This window comes from Acidovorax sp. 107, assembly GCF_003058055.1.
In the GTDB taxonomy this organism is placed as follows: Bacteria; Pseudomonadota; Gammaproteobacteria; order Burkholderiales; family Burkholderiaceae_C; genus Acidovorax.
Genome location: NZ_QBTZ01000001.1, coordinates 1,245,092 through 1,261,971, shown reverse-complemented (window position 1 = coordinate 1,261,971; position 16,880 = coordinate 1,245,092). Strand labels below are relative to the sequence as shown.

Here is a 16,880-nt window from a genome sequence, read left to right as displayed (position 1 = left end):
TGGTCCGTCAGAGGCTGGAAAGGTCGAGAAGGGGTACACCGCTGCGCCGTGCGGCAGCGATCTGCTGAGTGTCGAAGGTAGCCAGCGGAAGGCGCAGCGAGCGCGCGAGCCACAGGTAGGCGGCGTCAAAAGTAGGCAGGCCCGTTTCCAATGCCACGTCCAGCACGGCCTTGTGCTGGGCAGGTGCAAGCTCATGCAGTTCCACCCGATGTCGGATGGCTTCGAGCACGCCCCACAAGCCTTCAACGGACGCTGCGGGGATACGGCCACTGTGCACGCCACTGGCAAGGATGTTGTGGCACTCCCAGTGCCACAGGTTGGGGGCCTGGGGTTCGACCTCGTCGCGGCGGATCAGGGTGTACAGGCGGCGGGTGTGTTCGCTGGCCGCGTCGGGCAGCAGCCAGGCGGCGGTGACGGAGGCGTCGAGGACAAAGGCGGTCATGCAGTGCTCCGGCCCTTGCGGCGCAAGGCATCCAAGGCCTCGCCTGCGGAGCGCAAAGTATCGGTAGGGTTCGCCCCGACTGCGGGGCGAACCGTGGCATGCAGCGCGTCAATCTGCCCCAGCTCGCGGGCGATCTGCTCGTCGGTGATCACGGGCCGGCGACGCACGGGCAGCATGCGCACCACCTCTTTGCCGTGGCGGGTGATGCGCACTTCTTCACCCTGCTCGACCAGCTCGATCAGGGCGGAGAACCGGCTCTTGGCTTCGTAGATACCAACGGACTGCATGGAAACGCGGACCCCAAAAAAGAAAAGTCTGGCCTGAACAATGAATTCAGACCAGACTATATCAGTCTGACCAGATTTTTTCAATCAGGCCAGATTAGATCAACAACGATCAGTCAGCGCGATAGTTAGGCGCTTCCTTGGTAATCTGCACATCGTGCACATGGCTTTCGCGGATACCGGCGGTGGTGATCTCGACGAACTCGGCCTTGTTGTTCATGTCCTCGATGGTGGCGCAGCCGCAATAACCCATGGAGGCACGCACACCGCCTGCCATCTGGTAAACGATGGAAACCATCGAGCCCTTGTAGGGCACGCGGCCTTCGATACCTTCTGGAACGAGCTTGTCGGCATTCGGGTTGCCGGTGCTGGACTCCTGGAAGTAGCGGTCAGCGCTGCCCTGTTGCATGGCGCCGATGCTGCCCATGCCGCGGTAGCTCTTGTAGCTGCGACCCTGGAACAGGATGACCTCGCCGGGAGCTTCTTCGGTGCCCGCAAACATGCCGCCCATCATCACCGTGCCTGCACCTGCAGCCAGGGCCTTGGCGATGTCGCCGCTGTAGCGGATGCCGCCGTCAGCGATCAGCGGCACGCCTGTGCCCTTGAGGGCCGTGGCCACGCTGTCGATCGCCATGATCTGGGGCACGCCCACGCCCGCCACGATGCGGGTGGTGCAGATGGAGCCGGGGCCGATACCAACCTTGACCGCATCAGCACCAGCCTCGACCAGCGCCAGTGCGGCCGCGCCGGTGGCGATGTTGCCGCCGATCACATCGATCTGCGGGTAGTTCTGCTTGACCCAGCGCACGCGGTCGATCACGCCCTTGCTGTGGCCGTGGGCCGTATCCACCACGATGGCATCGACACCCGCCTTAACGAGGGCTTCGACGCGTTCTTCGGTGCCCTCGCCCACACCTACCGCTGCACCCACGCGCAGGCGGCCAGCGGCATCGCGCGCGGCGTTGGGGAAGCTGGTTTGCTTGGTGATGTCCTTCACCGTGATCAGGCCCTTGAGCTCGAAGGCGTCGTTCACGACCAAGATGCGTTCGAGCTTGTGCTTGTTGAGCAGCGCCTTGGCCTGAGCAGGCGTCGTGCCCTCTTTTTCATTGACCGTGATGAGCTTCTCGCGCGGGGTCATGATCTGGTGGACCTTGACGTCATAGCGAGTCTCAAAGCGCAGATCGCGTCCCGTGACGATGCCGACCACCTTGCCACCGTCGCACACGGGGAAGCCCGAAATGCCCAGTTGCTCGGACAGCTGCAGCACCTGCAGCACGGTGTGCTCAGGGGTGATGACCACAGGGTCGCGCAGCACGCCGGACTCATAGCGCTTGACCTTGGCCACATGGGCGGCCTGCTCTTGCGCGGTGAGGTTCTTGTGCACGATGCCAATGCCGCCCTCCTGGGCGATGGCGATGGCCAGACGTGCTTCAGTCACAGTGTCCATGGCGGCGGACACGAGCGGCAGGTTCAGCTGGATATTGCGGGAGAGTTTCGTCGCGAGGGACGTGTCCTTGGGCAGGACCTGGGAGTACGCTGGCACCAGCAACACATCGTCGAAGGTGAGCGCTTTTCCAAGAAGGCGCATGAGAAAGCTCCAAAAAACGGATTGTACCCGCGCCGCGTGTGGCAAAAACGCGCCCACCCCTATGCAACGCACTGGCGGGGGGGGAATCACATGGATAAACTTGTCCGCATGAAAATGCACAAGCTTCTCCTGCTGGCCGTGGCCTGCACCTGGGCCATGGGCGCGGCGGCGCAATGGCAGTGGACGGACAAAGACGGACGCAAGGTCTTCAGCGATCGCCCACCACCGCCCGATATTCCCGAAAAAAGCATCCTGAAGCAGCCGGGCGGCAACCGTGCGGCACGTGCGGCAGCCCCTGCTGCGCCAGCTGCCTCCGACGCGGCTGCGGGTGCAACGCCAGCAGTAGCCGCAGTCCCCAAGGCCGCAGCCAGCGCCCCGGGGGCCGGCAAGGACAAGGAGCTGGAAGAGAAGAAGGCCCAGGCAGAGGCCGCCGAGGCCGCCAAGAAAAAGGCCGAGGACGAAAAGATCGCCAAAGCCAAGGCCGACAACTGCACACGTGCACGCGCGGCCAAGGCAGCGTTTGATGCCGGAAAGCCCATCACGCAAGCCAATGCGCAAGGCGAAAAAATCTTCCTGGACGGCCCCGCCCGCGCGGCCGAGGCCAAACGCATCGACGACATCGTTGCGAGCGACTGCGTGCGCTAAGTGGCATGCTGCTCCGCCCTTGGGCGGATCAGCACAGCCTCATCAATAGCCGGACTTGCCCCCCGGTCGGCGGCGCGCAAAAAGCCCGGTGGTGCGCGCCCCCTGGCGGGCAAAACGCTCCCGGCGTGCCACCTTGGGGTCCACTTTCAAAGATCGGTAGATTTCCACGCGGTCCAGCGGTTGCAATACTGCATCCAACCGGGCGGGGCGACCCCAAATACCCAATGCTTGCGTGCCCTCGGCCTCCGGCATGGGCGGCCCGGCAATGGCGCAGCTGGCGCGCAGGGCATCCGCCACCGTGGAGCCCACCGGCAGATCCAGGGTCCGCTCACGTACCTCGCGCGGGCCCAGACAGACGACGACGGTAATCGTGAGTGTCTTTGAGGCACCCGCCCCACCCTCAGCCATAGACCTGCTCCGCGCGCTTGACGAAAGCGTCCACCATGCTGCCTGCAATGCGGTCGAACACCGGCCCCACCAGCGTGGCCAATGCAGCGCTGTCAAACCCGTAGTTCAGCAGCAGTTCCACCTTGCACGCACGCTGCGTGCCGTCCCCGACGGCATGAAAGTGCCAGTCTCCATCCAGCCGTGAAAACGGTCCGTTCACCAGATGCATCTGTACGCGCTTACCCGCTTCATGGGTGTTGCGCGTGACAAAGGTCTGACGGATGCCGCTGAACGCAATGCCTACTTCAGCGGTCATGCCGTCACTGGTCTGCTCCAGCACGGCAGCGCGGTCGCACCAGGGCAGGAACTGGGGGTAATGCTCCACCCCGGTGACCAGGGCAAACATCTCTTCGGGGCTGTACCAAATGAGGACGGACTTGTGGACGGTTTTCATGCAGGCAGCAGGCGCGGGGCTTTCAGACGAGAAAGGCGGGCCGGGGAAACTAGAATCACGGGTCTCTGAACGGCCACAATTGTATGTAGGGAGATCTTTTATCTCCCGCAGGGCGCCGCATCTGAACTACATGGCCAAAAAACCCGATCCCACCTCCCGCATTGCCGACAACAAAAAGGCGGCCTACAACTACTTCTTCGAAGAGCGCCACGAGGCGGGCATGGTGCTGCACGGCTGGGAGGTCAAGGCGCTGCGCGAGGGGAAAGTCCAGCTTACCGACGGCTATGTGCTGATCCGCGATGGCGAACTGTATCTGCTCGGCTGCCTGATCCTCCCGCTCAAGACGGCCTCCACCCACGTCAACCCGGAATCGGCCCGCACCAAGAAGCTGCTGCTCAAAAAGGATGACATCAAGCGCCTGATTGGCAAGGTCGAGCAAAAGGGCTACACCCTGGTGCCCATCAACCTGCACTGGAAGAATGGCTTTGTGAAATGCGAGATCGCACTGGCCAAGGGCAAGGCAGAGCATGACAAGCGCGACACCATCAAGGACCGCGAAGGCAAGCGCGAAGTGGAGCGCGCCATGAAGAGCAGGAATCGTTAGTCCCCGGAGGTGCTACGCACCTGCCCCCAAAGAGGGACGCTTCCGGCCCTTTCGCGGGGGCGCTGGTTGGAGCCGCGCCAGTTTTGATGCAAGCGACTTTTTTTCATGCGTGGTGGAATAAACCTCCGCGCCCTTGTGTTTGTGGAGGTGCAAGGCGGTATGTGCCGTTATCTGCAATCCCTCTTCTACCTGGAGAAACCATGAAAAAGATCCTTTCCATTGCTGCGTTCCTGGCCATTGCCGGCTGCTCCACCATGGCGGCCGACAGCCCCGTGAAAACCATGGACGGCGTACTCGTCGGCGCAGGCGGCATGACGCTTTACACGTTCGACCGCGACGCTACGGGCAGCGGCAAATCGGTGTGCAACGGCCCCTGCGCCACCAACTGGCCGCCGCTCATGGCCAGCAAGGCCCCCAGCGGCGACTACAGCGTCATCACCCGCGACGACGGCAAGACCCAGCTGGCCTACAAGGGCAAGCCCCTGTACTACTGGATCAAGGACACCAAGCCCGGCGACAAAACGGGTGATGGCGTGAACCAGGTCTGGCACACCGCTCGGCCCTGAGAACCCGTTCAAAGCCGCACAGGCTCCGCACTGCATGAACCGCACCCAGGTCATCGAACAGCTGCCGGGCCTTCGCCGCTACGCGCGGGTGTTGACAGGGGACGCCTGGGCCGCCGACGACCTAGTGCAGGACACACTGGAGCGGGCCTGCAGCAAATGGCTGCTGTGGCGCACCGGCACTGACCTGCGCGCATGGCTGTTCACGCTCATGCACAACCTGCACCACAACCAGCGCCGCGCGCAGCCCGCGCTGGCGCCAGTGGATATCGATGACGTTCAGGACCAGTTGCCCGGGGCCCGCGAGCCCTCAGACGATGCGCTGGACCTGGAGCGCTGCCTGCAGCGCCTGCCCGCAGACCAGCGGGCCGTACTGCTGCTGGTCGCCATGGAGGACATGAGCTACGAAGACACTGCGCGCATCCTCGGCGTTCCGGTGGGCACCGTCATGTCACGTCTCTCGCGGGCCCGCATGCGCCTGCGCGCACTGATGGACCGTGAGCCCACGCAGGGCCCCGCCCAGGCTGCACAAGGCGCCCCGGCAGGCCCAGCAGCAGGCACAGCGCCTGCACTGCGCCGCCTCAAATAGTCCCCAGACCCCGATCCTCCTCCACCATGGACACGACCCGCCCTGCCCCCCCACCACGCGCTGACGAAACCAGCGCCTGGCATGCCCTTGTGGACGGCCAGTTGCCGCCGGCGCAGGCCCAGGCGCTGCGTGAGCAACTGCGGGGCAACGAGGCGGCTCAGGCCACCATGTCTCACTGGCAGGCGCAGCGGCAACGGCTGCACGCCCTGCATCAGGACCTGCTCCACGCCCCTGTTCCCGACGCCATGCTGGCCGCTGCGTTGCGTGCTACAGATCGACGAGAGCAACACACGCAGTGGTGGCGTTGGGGTGGGATGGCCGCTTCGGTGCTGCTGGCCTTTGTGCTGGGCTGGACAGGACGCAGCCAGTGGCCCGCGGGGATGTCCGGCAAAACCATCGCGGCAGGCCCAGGCACCATGCAGGCGGTTGCCGGACCGGCGCAGCGCTTCGCCCAACAGGCCTCGGTCGCCCACGCGGTGTACCAACCCGAAGTGCGTCACCCGGTTGAGGTCACAGCCGCCCAGCAAGACCACCTGGTGCAATGGCTGTCCAAGCGGCTGGATCGCCCTCTCAAAGTGCCCGCGCTGGGCGCGCAAGGCTACGAGCTGGTGGGCGGCCGGTTGTTGCCCGGCGACACCGGCGTGCGTGCACAGTTCATGTACCAGAACAGCACCGGCCAGCGCATCACGCTGTACCTGGGCGCCCTGGCGCCCGTACCGACCCACCCGGCCAACGATAACAAGGCCAAGCCGGTAGCACCCACCGCAGCACCCACCACTGCGTTCCAGTTCACCCAGGAAGGCCCGGTGCCTGGCTTTTACTGGACGGATGCAGGCTTTGGCTATGCGCTGAGCGGGCAGCTGTCGCGCCCCGAGCTGCTGACCCTGGCCACCTTCGTCTACCAACAGTTGAACCCCTGACGCGCCGCCAGGGGCTCCGCCCGGTGACGACGTTCGCCGATCAGGCCAGGCTGGCCAGAGGGTGCGCGTGCGCAGGCCAGGGACTGGCAAAGAAGGGCGTGACCATATCCGGCGTCACGTCTTCAATGCGGCCAGGATTCCATTGGGGTGCATGGTCTTTGTCCACGGCCAGGGCACGAATGCCCTCCACCGTCTCACTCTGCCCAGGGCGCAGGAAGAAGCAGTGGCGCACCATGTCGCGCTCCATGCGCAGGTCGTCGGCCAGGCCCATTGCACGGGCACGGCGGATCTGCTCCAGCACCACATGCAGCATCAGCGGCGAACGCTTGCGCAGCGTGGCCGCCGTGGCGCGTGCCCAGTCGCTGTCGGAGGCTTCGAGTGCCTGCACGATGTCACCGACGGTTGGCAGAGCAAAATATTGGTCAATATCTGCCAAAGCGCTAGAACCGCTTGCCTGAGCCGCTACAAATTGAGAAGCAATATAGGTCTTGATGGCTGCGCCATCCGCAAAGCTTTGTGTGGCCAGAGCCTCCCACACCGCCGCCTGCCGGTCTGAGGGCAGGCAGCCATCGGCCAGCTGGTAGGCGATGGCGTCGGCAGCGCCGATGGTGTCGCCCGTCAGCGCCAGCCACTCGCCCACACGGCCGGGGCAACGGCTCAGAAAGTACCCACCGCCCACGTCCGGGAAGAGGCCAATGGCCGTCTCGGGCATGGCCATCTTCGTGCGTTCGGTCACCACGCGCAGCGCTGCGCCCTGGCTGATGCCCATGCCGCCGCCCATCACGATGCCGTCCATGAAAGCGATGTAGGGCTTGGGATAGTTGTGGATCAGGTGATTGAGCGCGTACTCCTCGGTGAAGAAATCCTCGATCAACGGATTGCCCTGGCTGCCCGCCTGGTGCAGAAAGCGGATATCACCGCCTGCGCAAAAGGCGCCAAACGGGCCTTCCTTGTTGCTGCCGCGAATCGCCACGGCCAGCACCCGGGCATCGTTCTGCCAGGCCAGCAGGATGCCCATCAGGTCACGCACCATGCCCAGCGACAGGGCATTGAGCGCACGCGGGCGATTCAGGGTAATGAAGCCCACCTGGCCTCGCACTTCGCTCAACACTTCCGACACGACCGTCTCCGTCATTTTTGTTCCTTCCAACCCAACAGTTCATTGAAAACCAGCGCACCGATCACCAGCGCGCCCCCCGTCAGCACCGCCGTGCCGGGCTTTTCGCCCGCGCCCAGCCATGCCAGCAAGATGCCGAAAATCACCTCCAGCAGACCGAGCAGCGCCATCTCGGGCGCCTTCAGCACACGCCCGCAGCGCACGGCCAGCACACAAGGGATGGCCAATTGCACCACGCCCAGCAGCGCCAGCAGACCCAGGTCATGGGCCGACGCCTGAAAAGGCAGCGCCAACGGCAGTGTGGCCACCACCGAAATCACCGCACCCACCAGCACCGCCGGCACCAGGTCCACCGCATGCCCGTGGCGCTGCGAATGCTGCACCACCGTCCAGTTCACGGCTGCAGCCACCGGCACGCACAGCGCCACCAGCGTGCCCGCCAGCGGCAGGCCTGCCATCTGCGAACCATACATCCACGCGATGCCAAGGCCCGCCACCCCAATCGCTGCCCAGGTGCGCGGGGCAATGTGATGGCCAATGAACACCCGCGCAAACAGCGCGGTGAGCAGCGGCCCCACCGCCATGGTGACCAGCACATTGGCCACCGGCATGAGCACCAGCGCCACCATGAACGCCGTGAACATCACGCTCCAGCACACGCCGGAGATCCACACCGCTCGGCCGCCATGGCGCATGGAGGCAAACATCGCCCGGCCCTGCAGCACGGGCAGGATGACCAACAGCGACAGCAGCGTGAAGAAACTGCGCCAGAAGGTCACCTCAAAGCTCGATGCGTGCTCCAGATGGCGCGTGACTACGCCGGCGATCGACCACATCAAAGTGACCGCCACCATCAGCAGCACAGCGCGGGAATGCGTGAGTTTCAACATTGATTTCGGGTTGCAGACGGAAAAAAGGCCACTGCGCAGCAGTGGCCCTTCCGGGGACGCTCAGCCCATCAGGACCGGGAAGCGCGCTTGCGCTCGTTTTCGGTCAGGTGGCGCTTGCGCAGGCGCACGGACTTGGGCGTGATCTCGACCAGTTCGTCGTCTTCGATGAATTCCACGCCGTATTCGAGCGTGAGGTCGATCGGAGGCGTGATCTTGATCGCGTCTTCCTTGCCGGATACGCGGAAGTTGGTCAGCTGCTTGGTGCGCGTGGCGTTCACCACCAGGTCGTTGTCGCGGCTGTGGATGCCGACGATCATGCCTTCATACACGGGGTCGTTCGCCTTCACGAACATGCGGCCACGGTCATCCAGCTTTCCCAGGGCGTAGGTGAAAATTTCACCGTCGTCCATGGAGATCAGCACACCGTTCTTGCGGCCACCGATGTCGCCCTTGTGCGGCTCGTAGCTGTCGAAGATGTTGGAGATCAGGCCCGAACCACGCGTCAGGTTCAGGAACTCGTTGGTGAAACCGATCAGGCCACGGGCCGGGATGCGGTATTCCAGGCGCACGCGGCCACGGCCGTCGGACTCCATGTTCACCAACTCGCCCTTGCGCTCGCCCAGGGCCTGCATCACGCCGCCCTGGTGGCCTTCTTCGATGTCGGCCGTCACCAGCTCGATAGGCTCGTGCTTGACGCCGTCGATGTCCTTGAACACCACGCGGGGCTTGGACACAGCCAGTTCGTAGCCTTCGCGGCGCATGTTTTCCAAGAGGATGGTCAGGTGCAGTTCACCACGGCCCATCACTTCGAAGATGCCTTCTTCGTCGGTCTCGTTCACGCGCAGGGCCACGTTGTGCTGCAGTTCCTTCTGCAGGCGGTCCCAGATCTGGCGGCTGGTCACGAACTTGCCTTCACGACCTGCCAGCGGCGAGGTGTTCACGCAGAAGTTCATGGTCAGCGTGGGCTCGTCCACCTTGAGCATGGGCAGCGGCGCGGGGTTGGCAGGGTCGGTCACAGTCACGCCGATGCCGATGTCTTCAATGCCGTTGATCAGCACGATGTCGCCAGGGCCTGCCAGGGGCGTCTGCATGCGATCCAGACCTTGGAACGTCAGCACCTGATTCACGCGGCCCTTGACGGCCTTGCCATCAGGACCTTCCATGACGACCACGTCCATCATGGGCTTGAGGGTGCCTTGGCTGATACGGCCCACGCCGATGCGGCCCACGAAGGTGGAGAAATCCAGCGCCGAGATCTGCAGCTGCAGCGGGGCGTTGGCGTCACCCGTGTTCGGTGGCACGTGCGAGAGGATGGTGTCGAACAGGGCCGACATGTCGGGGCCCCACTGCTCGCCAGGCGCGCCTTCTTCCAGCGACGACCAGCCGTTGATGCCCGAGGCGTACACCACGGGGAAGTCGAGTTGCTCGTCGGTGGCGCCCAGCTTGTCGAACAGGTCGAACGCAGCGTTCACAACCTTGTCGGGGTTGGCACCGGGCTTGTCCACCTTGTTCACCACCAGGATGGGGCGCAGGCCCAGGGCCAGGGCCTTCTTGGTCACGAAACGCGTCTGGGGCATGGGGCCTTCTTGCGCATCGATCAGCAGCACCACGCTGTCCACCATGGACAGGGCACGTTCCACTTCGCCGCCGAAGTCCGCGTGGCCGGGGGTGTCCACGATGTTGATGTGCGTACCCTTCCAGCTCACGGCGCAGTTCTTGGCCAGGATGGTGATGCCGCGTTCCTTTTCGATCGCGTTGTTGTCCATCACGGTATCGACGACCTTTTCGTGGTCGGCAAAAGTGCCGGACTGGCGCAGCAGCTGGTCAACCATGGTGGTTTTGCCATGGTCAACGTGGGCAATGATGGCGATGTTGCGGATTTGTTTAGTCATAGTTTTTCCAATGTGCCGCTGTGCGCTGTTGGCGCGGAATGCGGCGTGCCTTCCAAAATTTGTTGAATTTCCAGCGGACTCAGGAGCCTGTCCGGCACCAGCTCCCCGCCCACGATGTGGCCCACCCCCAGCAGCGCCGGGGGATTCTCGCCAAACACCGCCACGGCACTGGCATCGGGCCAGTTGCCGCGACGCCGCACGCCCGACAGGAACCGGACTGCATTCTCGCTGTTCAGCGTGACACGCACGTGTTGTGCCAGCAGGGATTCAGGTGCTTCCAGACAGGCAACGCGTTCCGCCTCGGGCAAGGCCTCCAGCTGCGCCAGCGAGATGCAGCGCTCCACGCCAAGGCCCCCGGTATCGATGCGGCGCAAAAAGGTCAGGTGCGCGCCACAACCCAGTGCCGCACCAATGTCCTCACCCAAGGTGCGAATGTAAGTGCCCTTGCTGCAGGTTACTATTATTTTGATAGCTGTCTGCGCATGATCGGTCTGCACCAGCGTAAGTTTAAGGTCATGAATGACCACGTCGCGCGCCTCGCGCTCCACCGTGACACCGGCGCGCGCATATTCGTACAGCGCCTTGCCGTCCTTTTTGAGCGCGCTGTGCATGGGCGGCACCTGGCGAATGGGGCCGGTGAACTGCCGTTGCACAGCCGCCAGGCGCTCTGGAGTCGCCTGCTCAGGCAGCACCTCACGCCGCTCCACCACGTCGCCCTCGGCGTCGCCGGTGGTGGTGGTGACACCCAGCAGCGCCACGGCTTCATAGGTTTTCGGTGCGTTCAGTTGCAGCTGGCTGAACTTGGTAGCCGCCCCAAAACACAGGGGCAATACCCCGGAGGCCAGCGGGTCCAGCGTGCCGGTGTGGCCCGCCTTCTCGGCGCGCAGCAGCCATTTCGCCTTTTGCAAGGCGTCATTGCTCGACAGGCCGAGCGGTTTATCGAGCAGCAACACCCCATGCACAGGGCGCCGCTGCACCCTGGTGCGTGGCGCGTTCATGGACTAGTCCTCTTTCGCGCGCGAAGAAACGGCCTTGGCAATCAAGGCGTTCATGTCGGCCGCACGCTCGGAGGTGCGGTCGAACACGAAGTGCAGCGTAGGCACGGTGTGGATGTGCAGACGCTTGAACAGACCATTGCGCAGGAATCCCGCCGCCTGGTTGAGCGCCGCCTGGGTTTCCACAGGGTCGCCCGTCAGCAGGCTGAAGAACACCTTGGCGTGGGCGTAGTCGGGGGTCACCTCCACGCCCTGCAGCGTCACCATGCCCACGCGCGGGTCTTTCAACTCGCGCGCGATCAGTTCCGTCAGATCGCGCTGGATCTGATCGGCCACCTTGAAGGCGCGGTTGGGGGTGGCAGATTTCTTCGCAGCCATGTCGTAGTCGTCGCTCTCGTCGTCGCCCCGCTTTACAGCGTGCGTGCGATTTCCTTGATATCAAAGAATTCGAGTTGATCGCCTTCCTTGATGTCGTTGTAGTTCTTGAGCTTGATACCGCACTCGAAGCCTTCCTTGACTTCCTTGACATCGTCCTTGAGACGCTTGACCGAATCGACTTCGCCCGTGTAGACCACCACGTTGTCGCGCAGCAGACGGAAGCGTGCGTTGCGGTGGACCATGCCCGAGGTGATGTACGAACCAGCAATCGTGCCGATCTTCGTGGCGACGAACACCGTGCGGATCTCGGCCGTGCCGATGACTTCCTCGCGCTGCTCGGGTGCCAGCATGCCGGACATGGCGACCTTGAGCTCGTCCACAGCGTCATAGATGATGCTGTAGTAGTGCAGGTCCACACCGTTGCTCTCGGCCGTCTTGCGCGCACCGGCATCGGCACGCACGTTGAAACCGATCACGATGGCCTTGGAGGCAATGGCCAGGTTGATGTCGGACTCGCTGATACCGCCCACACCGGCATACACCAGCTGGACCTTGATCTCGTCGGTCGAGAGCTTGAGCAACGACTGCGACAGCGCTTCCTGCGAACCTTGCACGTCGGCCTTGACGATGATGGGCAGGGTCTTGACCTCGCCCGCCGTCATGTCGGCGAACATGTTCTCCAGCTTCGCAGCCTGCTGCTTGGCCAGCTTGGTGTTGCGGAACTTGCCAGCGCGGTAGGTGGCGATTTCGCGGGCACGGCGCTCGTCCGTCAGCACCATGAACTCGTCACCTGCCTGCGGCACTTCGGTCAGGCCCTGGATTTCCACGGGGATCGAAGGACCGGCCGTCTTGGCCACGCGGCCGTTTTCGTCCAGCATGGCGCGCACACGACCAAAGGTCTGGCCGGCCAGCACCACATCGCCCACCTTGAGCGTGCCGGACTGCACCAGCACCGTGGCCACCGGGCCGCGTCCCTTGTCCAGTTGCGCTTCAATCACCAGGCCCTTGGCCAGCGAGTCGACCGGCGCCTTGAGTTCCAGCACTTCGGCCTGCAGCAGCACCTGCTCCAGCAGCGTGTCGATGCCCATGCCGGTCTTGGAAGACACAGGCACGAACGGCGAATCGCCACCGTATTCTTCAGGCACCACCTCTTCCACCACCAGTTCCTGCTTGACGCGGTCGGGGTTGGCATCGGGCTTGTCGGCCTTGGTGATCGCCACCACGATAGGAACACCCGCCGCCTTGGCGTGCTTGATGGCTTCCTTGGTCTGGGGCATGACGCCGTCATCGGCAGCCACCACCAGGATCACGATGTCGGTCGCCTGGGCACCACGGGCACGCATGGCCGTGAAGGCCTCGTGACCGGGGGTGTCGAGGAAGGACACCATGCCGCGTGGCGTTTCCACGTGATAGGCACCAATGTGCTGCGTGATACCGCCGGCTTCGCCCGCAGCCACCTTCGCGCGGCGGATGTAGTCCAGCAGCGAGGTCTTGCCATGGTCCACGTGGCCCATGACCGTGACCACCGGAGCGCGTGGCAACAGTTCGGCGTCCTTCTGGCCCGAATCTTCGTCGGTGAAGGCTTCTGGATCGTCCAGCGCTGCCACCACCGCCTTGTGGCCCATTTCTTCCACCACGATCATGGCAGTGTCCTGGTCCAGAGGCTGGTTGATGGTGACCATCTGACCCATCTTCATCAACGCCTTGATGACCTCGGACGCCTTGATCGACATCTTGTGCGCCAGCTCGGCCACGGTGATGGTCTCGGGCACATGCACTTCGATGATGCGCGCCTCGGCCGGTGCAGCCTGCTGGTGATCATCACGGTGGTCGCGGTTGTCGCCACGGCGGCCACGGGGGCCACCACGCCAGTTGTTGCGACCGACACCGCCGCTGCTGTCGCCGCGGGTCTTGATTTCCTTCTTCTTGGCCGTGTCATTGGCCCAGCTGGAAGACAGCTTGGCCGATTTGACTTCCTTGCCCGCGCCGGGCGCACCTGCGCCGGCCCCGGCAGCGGCGGGAGCCCCTGCGCGCGCCACGCCCGTACCGACAGCCGGCTTGTGCAACGTGCCCTTCTTGGCGTCACCCACCGCAGCGGGCTTGGCCACTGGCTTGGGTTCCTCGGGCTTCTTCGCAACCATGACCGCCTTCTTGGGCGTGGCCATCATGGAGCGGATGGCGGCAGCCTCGGCCTCGGCCTTGCGACGGCGAGCGTCCAGATCGGCTGCGCGCGCGGTTTCCTCGTCGGCACGCGCCTTGGATTCGGCAGCGGCCTTCTCGCGGGCTTCAGTCTGTGCGGCATTGCGCGCAGCAGCTTCAGCAGCCTGTTCGCGGGTGGCTTCCTGCTTGACGGCAGAAGCCTGGGCCTTCTTCTCGGCTTCCTGGGCAGCGTAGGCGGCAGCGCGCTCTTCAGCTTCGCGCTCACGCTTTTCGCGGGCCTCGCGCTCCGCGCGCTTCTCAGCCAGCTCGGCCTCCTGGCGACGGATCAGCTCGGCCTGGCGGCGAGCTTCTTCCTCGCGGCGGGACAGTTCGAGGTCCTCACTCGACACGGCAGGTTCTTCCGCTGCGGCAGGTGCGTGCGACTCGGCAGAGGCCTCGGCACCTTCATCGCGCTGGATGAACGTGCGCTTCTTGCGCACTTCCACCTGGATGGTACGGGCCTTGCCCGTGGCATCGGCCTGCTTGATTTCGCTGGTGGACTTCTTGACCAGCGTGATCTTCTTGCGATCGGCAGAGCTCGTGCCATGGCTGGCCTGCAGGTAGGCCAGCAGCTTTTGCTTGTCCGACTCGGTCAACGCGTCAGAGGGGGCAGCCTTGCCCACGCCCGCAGCCTTGAGCTGGTCGAGCAGGGTTTCAGGCGATTTTTTGAGTTCGGTGGCGAACTCGGCGACAGTGTTACTGGACATATGTGGTTCGTGCCTCCCTGACCTTTACTCTTGCCCCGCGAACCAGTGTTCGCGCGCCTTCATGATCAAGGCCTTGGCTTCTTCTGCAGACTGTCCGGTCAGGTCGGTCAGTTCATCAATGGCCAGATCGGCCAGGTCGTCACGTGTGTGCACACCGCCTTCAGCCAACTTGGCAATCAGCTCGGGGGTGAGGCCTTCGAGGTCGCGCAGGTCCTGGGAGACCTCTTCCACGCTTTCCTCACGGGCGATTTCCATGGTGAGCAGCGCGTCCTTGGCGCGGGCACGCAGCTCGTTGACGGTGTCTTCGTCGAAGCTTTCGATCTCCAGCATCTCCTGCAGCGGCACGTAGGCCACTTCTTCGAGGCTGTTGAAACCTTCGGAGATCAGGATGTCGGCGATTTCCTCGTCCACATCCAGCTTTTCCATGAACAACTTGCGGGCAGTGTCGGTCTCGTTGGCCTGCTTTTGCGCGCTTTCGGCGGCGTCCATGATGTTGATCTTCCAGCCGGTCAGGTCGGACGCCAGGCGCACGTTCTGACCACCACGGCCAATGGCGATGGCAAGGTTTTCCTCGTCCACCACCACGTCCATGGCGTGCTTTTCTTCATCGACCACGATAGAGGACACGTTGGCCGGGGCCAGTGCACCAATCACGAACTGTGCCGGGTCTTCCGACCACAGCACGATGTCCACGCGCTCGCCAGCGAGCTCGTTGGTGACCGCATTCACACGGGTGCCGCGCACGCCGACGCAAGTGCCGATGGGGTCCACACGCTTGTCGTGCGACAGCACGGCGATCTTGGCGCGCGAGCCGGGGTCACGGGCGCAGGACTTGATCTCCAGCAGGCCTTGCTCGATCTCGGGCACTTCGTTGCGGAAGAGCTCGATCATGAACTCGGGCGCCGAACGCGACAGGATGATGGGTGCGCCACGCAGCGTGAGGTCGACTTCCATGATCATGGCCCGCACGCGGTCGCCGCTGCGCAGGTTTTCCTTGGGGATCATTTCGTTGCGACGCAGACGACCTTCCACGCGGCCGGACTCGACAATGATGTCGCCCTTGTCCATGCGCTTGACGGTACCGGTGAAGATCTTTTCGCCGCGCGACATGAAGTCGTTGAGCAACATTTCGCGCTCGGCGTCACGGATCTTCTGGAGGATGACCTGCTTGGCGGCCATGGCGCCGATGCGCCCGATGGGCACGGACTCGACGCCTTCCTCGATGTACTCACCGACTTCGATGTCGGGGATGCGGTCGCGCGCATCCATGAGCAGTTCTTCGGCTTCAGGGTTTTGCAGGCCGGCATCGTCGGGCACGACCAGCCAGCGACGGAAAGTCTCGTAGTTGCCGCTGTCGCGATCGACGGACACACGAATGTCCACCTCGCCCTGGTACAGCTTCTTGGTAGCCTGGGCCAGGGCCGACTCCACGGCGCCCAAGACCACATCACGCTCCACGTTCTTTTCGCGCGAAATGGCCTCAACCAACATCAACAATTCGCGATTCATGCGACGACTCTCCTATTTCAATCACCCGAGGGCGGGGCTGCGCGCTGCGGCCACCCACCCCACAATTTTCAGCAGCAAATCAGGCGGGTGCCGCCCCGGCCTTGCCTGCGCGCCCCTTGAAGTCCACGATGGGCGCCAGGCGCACATCACGGCACTCGTCCAGGGTAAAGCCCATCGCCTGCAAAGGGGCTGGCACGCGTTTCTTGCTGACTCTTTGACCTGGCTTGACCGGCGGCTCGTCGCTCCAGACGATCTGCCAGCCACCAGCCTCGGCCCGCTCCAGCGTGCCGCGAAATTTCTTGCGGGTGGCGTTGACCTGCCCTCCCGCTGCTGCGGCGCCGATGGGCGCCTTCAGGGTGATGTCGATGACCGAGCCCTCGAAACGCACGAAGTCTTGCTCGTGGCGCAGAGGCCGGTCGATACCGGGGGATGACACTTCGAGGCGCTTGTACTCGACGCCATCGACCTCCAGCGCAAACTGCAGCTGGCGGGTGACCTTCTCGCAATCCTCGACCGTCACGAACTGCTCGATCAGGGGCTGGGGCGCATCAGCGGCAGGCTGCACCCAAGGCAAGTCGATGGTGACGCGCAACAGGCCACCGGCAGAGCGCTCGATCTCCACCAGGTCATACCCCAGGCCCGCCACAATTTGTTCAACGACTTGCTGCAATGCCACGTGTTCAGTTCAATCCCGGAAAAACAAAAAACCCGATAACC

At 63.8% G+C, this 16,880-nt stretch carries 18 protein-coding genes; 5 read left to right on the top strand and 13 right to left on the bottom strand.

Going from position 1 to position 16,880, the window contains the following annotated elements; translation table 11 throughout:
* Positions 1 to 7 precede the first annotated feature (7 nt).
* The 3 genes from C8C99_RS05975 to guaB form a co-directional block, all read right to left on the bottom strand.
* A complete protein-coding gene (locus C8C99_RS05975) occupies positions 8 to 442 on the bottom strand; it encodes a type II toxin-antitoxin system VapC family toxin (protein ID WP_056645632.1) in 435 nt (144 codons plus the stop codon).
* Positions 439 to 729, bottom strand: a complete 291-nt coding sequence (locus C8C99_RS05970) for a type II toxin-antitoxin system Phd/YefM family antitoxin (RefSeq protein WP_056645636.1) — start codon at positions 727 to 729, stop codon at positions 439 to 441. Before C8C99_RS05970 ends, C8C99_RS05975 begins: the two co-directional genes overlap by 4 nt.
* Positions 730 to 838: 109 nt before the next feature.
* Positions 839 to 2,314 carry an IMP dehydrogenase gene (guaB, locus tag C8C99_RS05965; RefSeq protein ID WP_056645638.1) on the bottom strand — a complete coding sequence of 492 codons (1,476 nt, stop codon included), beginning with the start codon at positions 2,312 to 2,314 and terminating at the stop codon, positions 839 to 841.
* Positions 2,315 to 2,422: 108 nt separating this feature from the next.
* Here guaB and C8C99_RS05960 point away from each other — a divergent pair, with 108 nt between their 5' ends.
* The gene (locus tag C8C99_RS05960; RefSeq protein WP_056645641.1) at positions 2,423 to 2,959 is read left to right on the top strand and encodes a DUF4124 domain-containing protein; all 537 of its coding nucleotides are present in this window, start codon (positions 2,423 to 2,425) and stop codon (positions 2,957 to 2,959) included.
* 42 nt (positions 2,960 to 3,001) lie between these two features.
* Here C8C99_RS05960 and C8C99_RS05955 read toward each other — a convergent pair whose 3' ends face one another.
* Together C8C99_RS05955 and C8C99_RS05950 are read right to left on the bottom strand one after the other, a co-directional pair.
* Positions 3,002 to 3,367 (bottom strand): RnfH family protein, encoded by a 366-nt coding sequence (locus C8C99_RS05955; protein WP_108625238.1) that lies wholly within the window; start codon positions 3,365 to 3,367, stop codon positions 3,002 to 3,004.
* Complete coding sequence (locus C8C99_RS05950) at positions 3,360 to 3,800, bottom strand: type II toxin-antitoxin system RatA family toxin (RefSeq protein WP_056645647.1); 441 nt, start codon at positions 3,798 to 3,800, stop codon at positions 3,360 to 3,362. Before C8C99_RS05950 ends, C8C99_RS05955 begins: the two co-directional genes overlap by 8 nt.
* Before the next feature lie 130 nt (positions 3,801 to 3,930).
* Here C8C99_RS05950 and smpB point away from each other — a divergent pair, with 130 nt between their 5' ends.
* The 4 genes from smpB (at position 3,931) to C8C99_RS05930 (ending at position 6,476) form a co-directional block, all read left to right on the top strand.
* Positions 3,931 to 4,404 (top strand): SsrA-binding protein SmpB, encoded by a 474-nt coding sequence (gene smpB, locus C8C99_RS05945; protein ID WP_056645651.1) that lies wholly within the window; start codon positions 3,931 to 3,933, stop codon positions 4,402 to 4,404.
* Positions 4,405 to 4,604: 200 nt separating this feature from the next.
* Positions 4,605 to 4,970, top strand: a complete 366-nt coding sequence (locus tag C8C99_RS05940; RefSeq protein WP_056645654.1) for a hypothetical protein — start codon at positions 4,605 to 4,607, stop codon at positions 4,968 to 4,970.
* Positions 4,971 to 5,004: 34 nt separating this feature from the next.
* Positions 5,005 to 5,556 (top strand): sigma-70 family RNA polymerase sigma factor, encoded by a 552-nt coding sequence (locus C8C99_RS05935; protein WP_056645657.1) that lies wholly within the window; start codon positions 5,005 to 5,007, stop codon positions 5,554 to 5,556.
* A gap of 26 nt (positions 5,557 to 5,582) precedes the next feature.
* On the top strand, positions 5,583 to 6,476 hold the full coding sequence (locus C8C99_RS05930) for an anti-sigma factor (protein WP_108625237.1): 894 nt from the start codon (positions 5,583 to 5,585) through the stop codon (positions 6,474 to 6,476).
* Positions 6,477 to 6,516: 40 nt separating this feature from the next.
* Here the strand turns inward: C8C99_RS05930 and C8C99_RS05925 are convergent, their stop codons facing one another.
* The 8 genes from C8C99_RS05925 to rimP all read right to left on the bottom strand — a co-directional run bounded on the left by C8C99_RS05925 (position 6,517) and on the right by rimP (position 16,839).
* On the bottom strand, positions 6,517 to 7,611 hold the full coding sequence (locus C8C99_RS05925; RefSeq protein WP_108625236.1) for an enoyl-CoA hydratase/isomerase family protein: 1,095 nt from the start codon (positions 7,609 to 7,611) through the stop codon (positions 6,517 to 6,519).
* The gene (locus tag C8C99_RS05920) at positions 7,608 to 8,483 is read right to left on the bottom strand and encodes a DMT family transporter (protein WP_108625235.1); all 876 of its coding nucleotides are present in this window, start codon (positions 8,481 to 8,483) and stop codon (positions 7,608 to 7,610) included. Before C8C99_RS05920 ends, C8C99_RS05925 begins: the two co-directional genes overlap by 4 nt.
* A gap of 68 nt (positions 8,484 to 8,551) precedes the next feature.
* Positions 8,552 to 10,375: a translational GTPase TypA gene (gene typA / locus C8C99_RS05915; protein ID WP_056645675.1), complete on the bottom strand. Its 1,824-nt coding sequence runs from the start codon at positions 10,373 to 10,375 to the stop codon at positions 8,552 to 8,554.
* Positions 10,372 to 11,373, bottom strand: coding sequence for a tRNA pseudouridine(55) synthase TruB (truB, locus tag C8C99_RS05910; RefSeq protein ID WP_056645678.1), 1,002 nt, complete (start codon positions 11,371 to 11,373; stop codon positions 10,372 to 10,374). Before truB ends, typA begins: the two co-directional genes overlap by 4 nt.
* A 3-nt stretch (positions 11,374 to 11,376) precedes the next feature.
* On the bottom strand, positions 11,377 to 11,748 hold the full coding sequence (gene rbfA / locus C8C99_RS05905) for a 30S ribosome-binding factor RbfA (protein ID WP_056645684.1): 372 nt from the start codon (positions 11,746 to 11,748) through the stop codon (positions 11,377 to 11,379).
* Positions 11,749 to 11,780: 32 nt separating this feature from the next.
* Positions 11,781 to 14,654, bottom strand: coding sequence for a translation initiation factor IF-2 (gene infB / locus C8C99_RS05900; RefSeq protein WP_056645692.1), 2,874 nt, complete (start codon positions 14,652 to 14,654; stop codon positions 11,781 to 11,783).
* Positions 14,655 to 14,678: 24 nt separating this feature from the next.
* Positions 14,679 to 16,163: a transcription termination factor NusA gene (nusA, locus tag C8C99_RS05895; protein WP_056645696.1), complete on the bottom strand. Its 1,485-nt coding sequence runs from the start codon at positions 16,161 to 16,163 to the stop codon at positions 14,679 to 14,681.
* Between the two features lie 79 nt (positions 16,164 to 16,242).
* Positions 16,243 to 16,839 (bottom strand): ribosome maturation factor RimP, encoded by a 597-nt coding sequence (gene rimP, locus C8C99_RS05890; RefSeq protein WP_056645699.1) that lies wholly within the window; start codon positions 16,837 to 16,839, stop codon positions 16,243 to 16,245.
* Positions 16,840 to 16,880: the final 41 nt, after the last annotated feature.

Coding starts and splice junctions, on each gene's coding strand:
- C8C99_RS05975 (WP_056645632.1), bottom strand. CDS start 442: ATGACCGCCTTTGTCCTCGACGCCTCCGTCACCGCCGCCTGGCTGCTG.
- C8C99_RS05970 (WP_056645636.1), bottom strand. CDS start 729: ATGCAGTCCGTTGGTATCTACGAAGCCAAGAGCCGGTTCTCCGCCCTG.
- guaB (WP_056645638.1), bottom strand. CDS start 2,314: ATGCGCCTTCTTGGAAAAGCGCTCACCTTCGACGATGTGTTGCTGGTG.
- C8C99_RS05960 (WP_056645641.1), top strand. CDS start 2,423: ATGAAAATGCACAAGCTTCTCCTGCTGGCCGTGGCCTGCACCTGGGCC.
- C8C99_RS05955 (WP_108625238.1), bottom strand. CDS start 3,367: ATGGCTGAGGGTGGGGCGGGTGCCTCAAAGACACTCACGATTACCGTC.
- C8C99_RS05950 (WP_056645647.1), bottom strand. CDS start 3,800: ATGAAAACCGTCCACAAGTCCGTCCTCATTTGGTACAGCCCCGAAGAG.
- smpB (WP_056645651.1), top strand. CDS start 3,931: ATGGCCAAAAAACCCGATCCCACCTCCCGCATTGCCGACAACAAAAAG.
- C8C99_RS05940 (WP_056645654.1), top strand. CDS start 4,605: ATGAAAAAGATCCTTTCCATTGCTGCGTTCCTGGCCATTGCCGGCTGC.
- C8C99_RS05935 (WP_056645657.1), top strand. CDS start 5,005: ATGAACCGCACCCAGGTCATCGAACAGCTGCCGGGCCTTCGCCGCTAC.
- C8C99_RS05930 (WP_108625237.1), top strand. CDS start 5,583: ATGGACACGACCCGCCCTGCCCCCCCACCACGCGCTGACGAAACCAGC.
- C8C99_RS05925 (WP_108625236.1), bottom strand. CDS start 7,611: ATGACGGAGACGGTCGTGTCGGAAGTGTTGAGCGAAGTGCGAGGCCAG.
- C8C99_RS05920 (WP_108625235.1), bottom strand. CDS start 8,483: ATGTTGAAACTCACGCATTCCCGCGCTGTGCTGCTGATGGTGGCGGTC.
- typA (WP_056645675.1), bottom strand. CDS start 10,375: ATGACTAAACAAATCCGCAACATCGCCATCATTGCCCACGTTGACCAT.
- truB (WP_056645678.1), bottom strand. CDS start 11,373: ATGAACGCGCCACGCACCAGGGTGCAGCGGCGCCCTGTGCATGGGGTG.
- rbfA (WP_056645684.1), bottom strand. CDS start 11,748: ATGGCTGCGAAGAAATCTGCCACCCCCAACCGCGCCTTCAAGGTGGCC.
- infB (WP_056645692.1), bottom strand. CDS start 14,654: ATGTCCAGTAACACTGTCGCCGAGTTCGCCACCGAACTCAAAAAATCG.
- nusA (WP_056645696.1), bottom strand. CDS start 16,163: ATGAATCGCGAATTGTTGATGTTGGTTGAGGCCATTTCGCGCGAAAAG.